The following is a 5,353-nucleotide window of genomic DNA, read 5'->3' as shown; positions in this document are numbered from 1 at the left end:
TACGATTTTTTCCGAATTCTGCGGGCTCCCCTATCTCATCTGCGCAAGGCAGAACGTGAAGACGGCCGCCCTGGACCTCGCCCGCGAGCGCCAGGCGCACGAGGCCGGCGCGCGGACCCGCGCCACGGCCCACGAGCGGACGCCACAGCAGGAGCGCCAGAAGGCCGCCAGAGAGGCCGAGCGCGGCCGTGAGGCTTGGACGCTAGGGCAGGGCATGAAAAAGCCCGTAGCGGGCTGCTACGGGCGTCTGACGCGGTGGAAAGGGGGAGGGGATGTTGTCTACATGGCTCTGCTGTAGTGAGTGGGTTGCGCTCCGGCAGCGGTCCTGATCAATCGTCACCCTTTCTCGGTCCTTCAACGTTCCTGACAACGAGCCTCCTTTTCGCCAATCCATCGACAATCACCGCGAGTCCCTGCTCGAACGCTGCGTCCGGACCGGCTTCGTCGAAGGCGTCTATCGCGGCCCGCAACAGCGGCGAGAGCGGAGCCTGTTCAACGGTGCCGCCGCGCTCGCCGGCATCGCTGTCGCCGGCCTGCTCCTCAAGCACGGCCCCAACAGTGAAGTAGCTGATTGTCATCAGCGCATTGACGGCGTCCCCGGCCGAAAAACCCGCCTCGCAGAGGAAGCGAAGCTGCGCGTCGGCCGTTTCCATCTGCGGTGCGCCCGGTCGCGTGCCGGCATGGATGCGCGCGCCATCGCGGTAGGCGAGCAGCGCCTGCCTGAAGCTGCGGGCATTCCCGATCAGAAATGAGCGCCAGTCGTCGTCGGCTCTCGGCACCGAATGCGTATGATTCTCCGCCAGCATGGCTTCGGCCAGTGCGTCGAGCAGCGCCCGCTTGTTCCTGAAGTGCCAGTAAAGCGCCGGCTGCTGAACCCCCAACCGTTCCGCCAGTTTGCGTGTCGTCAGACCGTCTACGCCGACCTCGTTCAACAGGTCCAGGGCGGCACGGATCACTGTATTCGGCTGCAACTTTGTCATGCTTGACACTTTATCACTGATAAACATAATATGTCCACCAACTTATCAGTGATAAAGAATCCGCGCGTTCAATCGGACCAGCGGAGGCTGGTCCGGAGGCCAGACGTGAAACCCAACAGACCCCTGATCGTAATTCTGAGCACTGTCGCGCTCGACGCTGTCGGCATCGGCCTGATTATGCCGGTGCTGCCGGGCCTCCTGCGCGATCTGGTTCACTCGAACGACGTCACCGCCCACTATGGCATTCTGCTGGCGCTGTATGCGTTGATGCAATTTGCCTGCGCACCTGTGCTGGGCGCGCTGTCGGATCGTTTCGGGCGGCGGCCGGTCTTGCTCGTCTCGCTGGCCGGCGCTGCTGTCGACTACGCCATCATGGCGACGGCGCCTTTCCTTTGGGTTCTCTATATCGGGCGGATCGTGGCCGGCATCACCGGGGCGACTGGGGCGGTAGCCGGCGCTTATATTGCCGATATCACTGATGGCGATGAGCGCGCGCGGCACTTCGGCTTCATGAGCGCCTGTTTCGGGTTCGGGATGGTCGCGGGACCTGTGCTCGGTGGGCTGATGGGCGGTTTCTCCCCCCACGCTCCGTTCTTCGCCGCGGCAGCCTTGAACGGCCTCAATTTCCTGACGGGCTGTTTCCTTTTGCCGGAGTCGCACAAAGGCGAACGCCGGCCGTTACGCCGGGAGGCTCTCAACCCGCTCGCTTCGTTCCGGTGGGCCCGGGGCATGACCGTCGTCGCCGCCCTGATGGCGGTCTTCTTCATCATGCAACTTGTCGGACAGGTGCCGGCCGCGCTTTGGGTCATTTTCGGCGAGGATCGCTTTCACTGGGACGCGACCACGATCGGCATTTCGCTTGCCGCATTTGGCATTCTGCATTCACTCGCCCAGGCAATGATCACCGGCCCTGTAGCCGCCCGGCTCGGCGAAAGGCGGGCACTCATGCTCGGAATGATTGCCGACGGCACAGGCTACATCCTGCTTGCCTTCGCGACACGGGGATGGATGGCGTTCCCGATCATGGTCCTGCTTGCTTCGGGTGGCATCGGAATGCCGGCGCTGCAAGCAATGTTGTCCAGGCAGGTGGATGAGGAACGTCAGGGGCAGCTGCAAGGCTCACTGGCGGCGCTCACCAGCCTGACCTCGATCGTCGGACCCCTCCTCTTCACGGCGATCTATGCGGCTTCTATAACAACGTGGAACGGGTGGGCATGGATTGCAGGCGCTGCCCTCTACTTGCTCTGCCTGCCGGCGCTGCGTCGCGGGCTTTGGAGCGGCGCAGGGCAACGAGCCGATCGCTGATCGTGGAAACGATAGGCCTATGCCATGCGGGTCAAGGCGACTTCCGGCAAGCTATACGCGCCCTAGGAGTGCGGTTGGAACGTTGGCCCAGCCAGATACTCCCGATCACGAGCAGGACGCCGATGATTTGAAGCGCACTCAGCGTCTGATCCAAGAACAACCATCCTAGCAACACGGCGGTCCCCGGGCTGAGAAAGCCCAGTAAGGAAACAACTGTAGGTTCGAGTCGCGAGATCCCCCGGAACCAAAGGAAGTAGGTTAAACCCGCTCCGATCAGGCCGAGCCACGCCAGGCCGAGAACATTGGTTCCTGTAGGCATCGGGATTGGCGGATCAAACACTAAAGCTACTGGAACGAGCAGAAGTCCTCCGGCCGCCAGTTGCCAGGCGGTAAAGGTGAGCAGAGGCACGGGAGGTTGCCACTTGCGGGTCAGCACGGTTCCGAACGCCATGGAAACCGCCCCCGCCAGGCCCGCTGCGACGCCGACAGGATCTAGCGCTGCGTTTGGTGTCAACACCAACAGCGCCACGCCCGCAGTTCCGCAAATAGCCCCCAGGACCGCCATCAATCGTATCGGGCTACCTAGCAGAGCGGCAGAGATGAACACGACCATCAGCGGCTGCACAGCGCCTACCGTCGCCGCGACCCCGCCCGGCAGGCGGTAGACCGAAATAAACAACAAGCTCCAGAATAGCGAAATATTAAGTGCGCCGAGGATGAAGATGCGCATCCACCAGATTCCCGTTGGAATCTGTCGGACGATCATCACGAGCAATAAACCCGCCGGCAACGCCCGCAGCATCGCGACCGTCATCGGTGAGAAGTTCGGCAGGTATTGGGTGGTGACAATGTAGGTGCTGCCCCAAATGGCAGGTGCTATCGCTGTGAACAATAAATCGGGCGTGCGTAATGACATGCGATTACAAGACCTCCGCTACGGCGATGGGTTTTTGAGAGTTGCAGGCGCCGCGATGACCGCACCCTGACTTGGACTGGCCCTGCCTCGCACCAATCCACCTGCGGCTATGGCCGCGATCATGCGAGGCCCGAAAATTACACGACCTGTACACGTCCGCCGAACCCGGAACGCAACAGAGCTTCGTGGGCATCCCGATCCGGGTCGTAGCAGCAGTCCTGGACCAAACGCACGTCGTAGTCCGCATCACTAGCCCAGGCGACGCTTGAAAGAACAACGCCGGTGGTGCTTATCCCGGCCATGACAAGCGTGCTTACGCCGCGCGTCCGAAAGTCGGCGTCGAGCGCCGTGCCATAAAAGACGCTGGCTCGCGGACATGCATAGAAAAGGTCGCCCCGTTCGATCGCAAGCCCTTCGACGGGCAGACCGGTGCGAAATCGTCCGCTCGGGAGATACGGTGAGATTTGGCGATTCGTCGCCGGCGGCGCATGTTCATACTCTTCGCCGAGCGAAAAGTTGGGGAACAGCACGGGCCGGCCGCGCAAGGCGTGCTGGCAGCCGTGCAGACCCTGCGTGAGATGAACGCCGACAACCTGCGCAAGGTGCCGGCCGATGCACCCACGGCCTTCATCAAGCCGCGCTGGAAGCCGCTGGTGATCACCCCGGAAGGCCTCGACCGGAAATTCTACGAAATCTGCGCCCTGTCCGAGCTGAAGAACGCCCTGCGCTCCGGCGACATCTGGGTCAAGGGCTCGCGGCAGTTCCGCGACTTCGACGACTACCTGCTGCCGGCCGAGAAGTTCGCCGCACTCAAGCGCGAGCAGGCCCTGCCCCTGGCGATCAACCCGAACAGCGACCAGTACCTGGAAGAGCGTTTGCAGCTGCTGGACGAGCAGTTGGCCACCGTCACCCGCCTGGCCAAGGACAACGAGCTGCCCGATGCCATCCTCACCGAGTCAGGGCTGAAAATCACCCCGCTGGATGCGGCGGTGCCGGATCGGGCGCAGGCGCTGATCGACCAAACCAGCCAGTTACTGCCGCGCATCAAGATCACCGAACTGCTGATGGACGTGGACGACTGGACGGGCTTCAGCCGCCACTTCACCCACTTGAAGGACGGGGCCGAGGCCAAAGACAGGACGTTGCTGCTGTCCGCAATCCTCGGTGATGCGATCAACCTCGGGCTGACCAAGATGGCCGAGTCGAGCCCCGGCCTGACCTACGCCAAGCTGTCCTGGCTGCAAGCCTGGCACATCCGCGACGAAACCTATTCGGCGGCCTTGGCCGAGCTGGTCAACCACCAGTATCGCCACGCCTTTGCCGCCCACTGGGGCGACGGCACGACCTCATCCTCCGATGGCCAGCGCTTCCGCGCGGGTGGCCGGGGCGAGAGCACCGGGCACGTCAACCCGAAGTACGGTAGCGAGCCGGGACGGCTGTTCTATACCCATATCTCCGACCAGTACGCGCCGTTCAGCACCCGCGTGGTGAATGTCGGCGTCCGCGATTCCACCTATGTGCTCGACGGCCTGCTGTACCACGAGTCCGACCTGCGGATCGAGGAGCACTACACCGACACGGCCGGCTTCACCGATCACGTCTTTGCCCTGATGCACCTGCTAGGCTTCCGCTTCGCGCCGCGCATCCGCGACCTCGGCGAAACCAAGCTGTACGTGCCGCAGGGCGTGCAAGCCTACCCGACGTTGCGCCCGCTGATCGGCGGCACCCTGAACATCAAGCACGTGCGTGCCCACTGGGACGACATCCTGCGCCTGGCCAGCTCGATCAAGCAGGGCACCGTCACCGCCTCGCTGATGCTGCGCAAGCTCGGCAGCTACCCGCGCCAGAACGGACTGGCCGTGGCCCTGCGCGAGCTGGGCCGGATCGAGCGCACGCTGTTCATCCTGGACTGGCTGCAAAGTGTTGAACTGCGCCGCCGCGTGCATGCCGGCCTGAACAAAGGTGAGGCGCGCAACTCGCTGGCCAGGGCGGTGTTCTTCAACCGCCTTGGGGAAATCAGGGATCGGAGCTTCGAGCAGCAGCGCTACCGGGCCAGCGGCCTCAACCTGGTGACGGCGGCTATCGTGCTGTGGAACACGGTGTACCTGGAACGCGCCACCCAGGGGTTGGTCGAGGCCGGCAAGCCGGTGGA

The 5,353-nt window shown here is 63.3% G+C and carries 5 protein-coding genes and 1 pseudogene; 3 read left to right on the top strand and 3 right to left on the bottom strand.

What is annotated here, in order from left to right:
- A partial coding sequence (locus WH95_RS19980; protein WP_431306914.1) for a hypothetical protein occupies positions 1 to 298 on the top strand: 298 nt, incomplete at its 5' end.
- 31 nt (positions 299 to 329) lie between these two features.
- Here the strand turns inward: WH95_RS19980 and tetR(A) are convergent.
- Positions 330 to 980: a tetracycline resistance transcriptional repressor TetR(A) gene (tetR(A), locus tag WH95_RS19975; RefSeq protein WP_000164043.1), complete on the bottom strand. Its 651-nt coding sequence runs from the start codon at positions 978 to 980 to the stop codon at positions 330 to 332.
- A gap of 105 nt (positions 981 to 1,085) precedes the next feature.
- On the opposite strand from tetR(A), the gene tet(A) reads away from it, so the two are divergent.
- A complete protein-coding gene (tet(A), locus tag WH95_RS19970) occupies positions 1,086 to 2,285 on the top strand; it encodes a tetracycline efflux MFS transporter Tet(A) (RefSeq protein WP_000804064.1) in 1,200 nt (399 codons plus the stop codon).
- Between the two features lie 31 nt (positions 2,286 to 2,316).
- Here tet(A) and WH95_RS19965 read toward each other — a convergent pair whose 3' ends face one another.
- The gene (locus tag WH95_RS19965) at positions 2,317 to 3,201 is read right to left on the bottom strand and encodes a DMT family transporter (RefSeq protein WP_000058717.1); all 885 of its coding nucleotides are present in this window, start codon (positions 3,199 to 3,201) and stop codon (positions 2,317 to 2,319) included.
- A 137-nt stretch (positions 3,202 to 3,338) separates the two neighbouring features.
- Positions 3,339 to 3,731: a cysteine hydrolase family protein gene (locus WH95_RS19960; protein ID WP_046510193.1), complete on the bottom strand. Its 393-nt coding sequence runs from the start codon at positions 3,729 to 3,731 to the stop codon at positions 3,339 to 3,341.
- 3 nt (positions 3,732 to 3,734) lie between these two features.
- Between WH95_RS19960 and WH95_RS19955 the strand changes: the two are divergent.
- Positions 3,735 to 5,353: pseudogene (locus WH95_RS19955) on the top strand (Tn3-like element TnAs1 family transposase); the annotation flags it as partial.

This window comes from Kiloniella litopenaei, from assembly GCF_000982415.1.
Lineage (GTDB): Bacteria > Pseudomonadota > Alphaproteobacteria > Kiloniellales > Kiloniellaceae > Kiloniella > Kiloniella litopenaei.
Note: the sequence above shows the minus strand (reverse complement) of the source record. Positions and strands in the feature narration are given on the sequence as shown.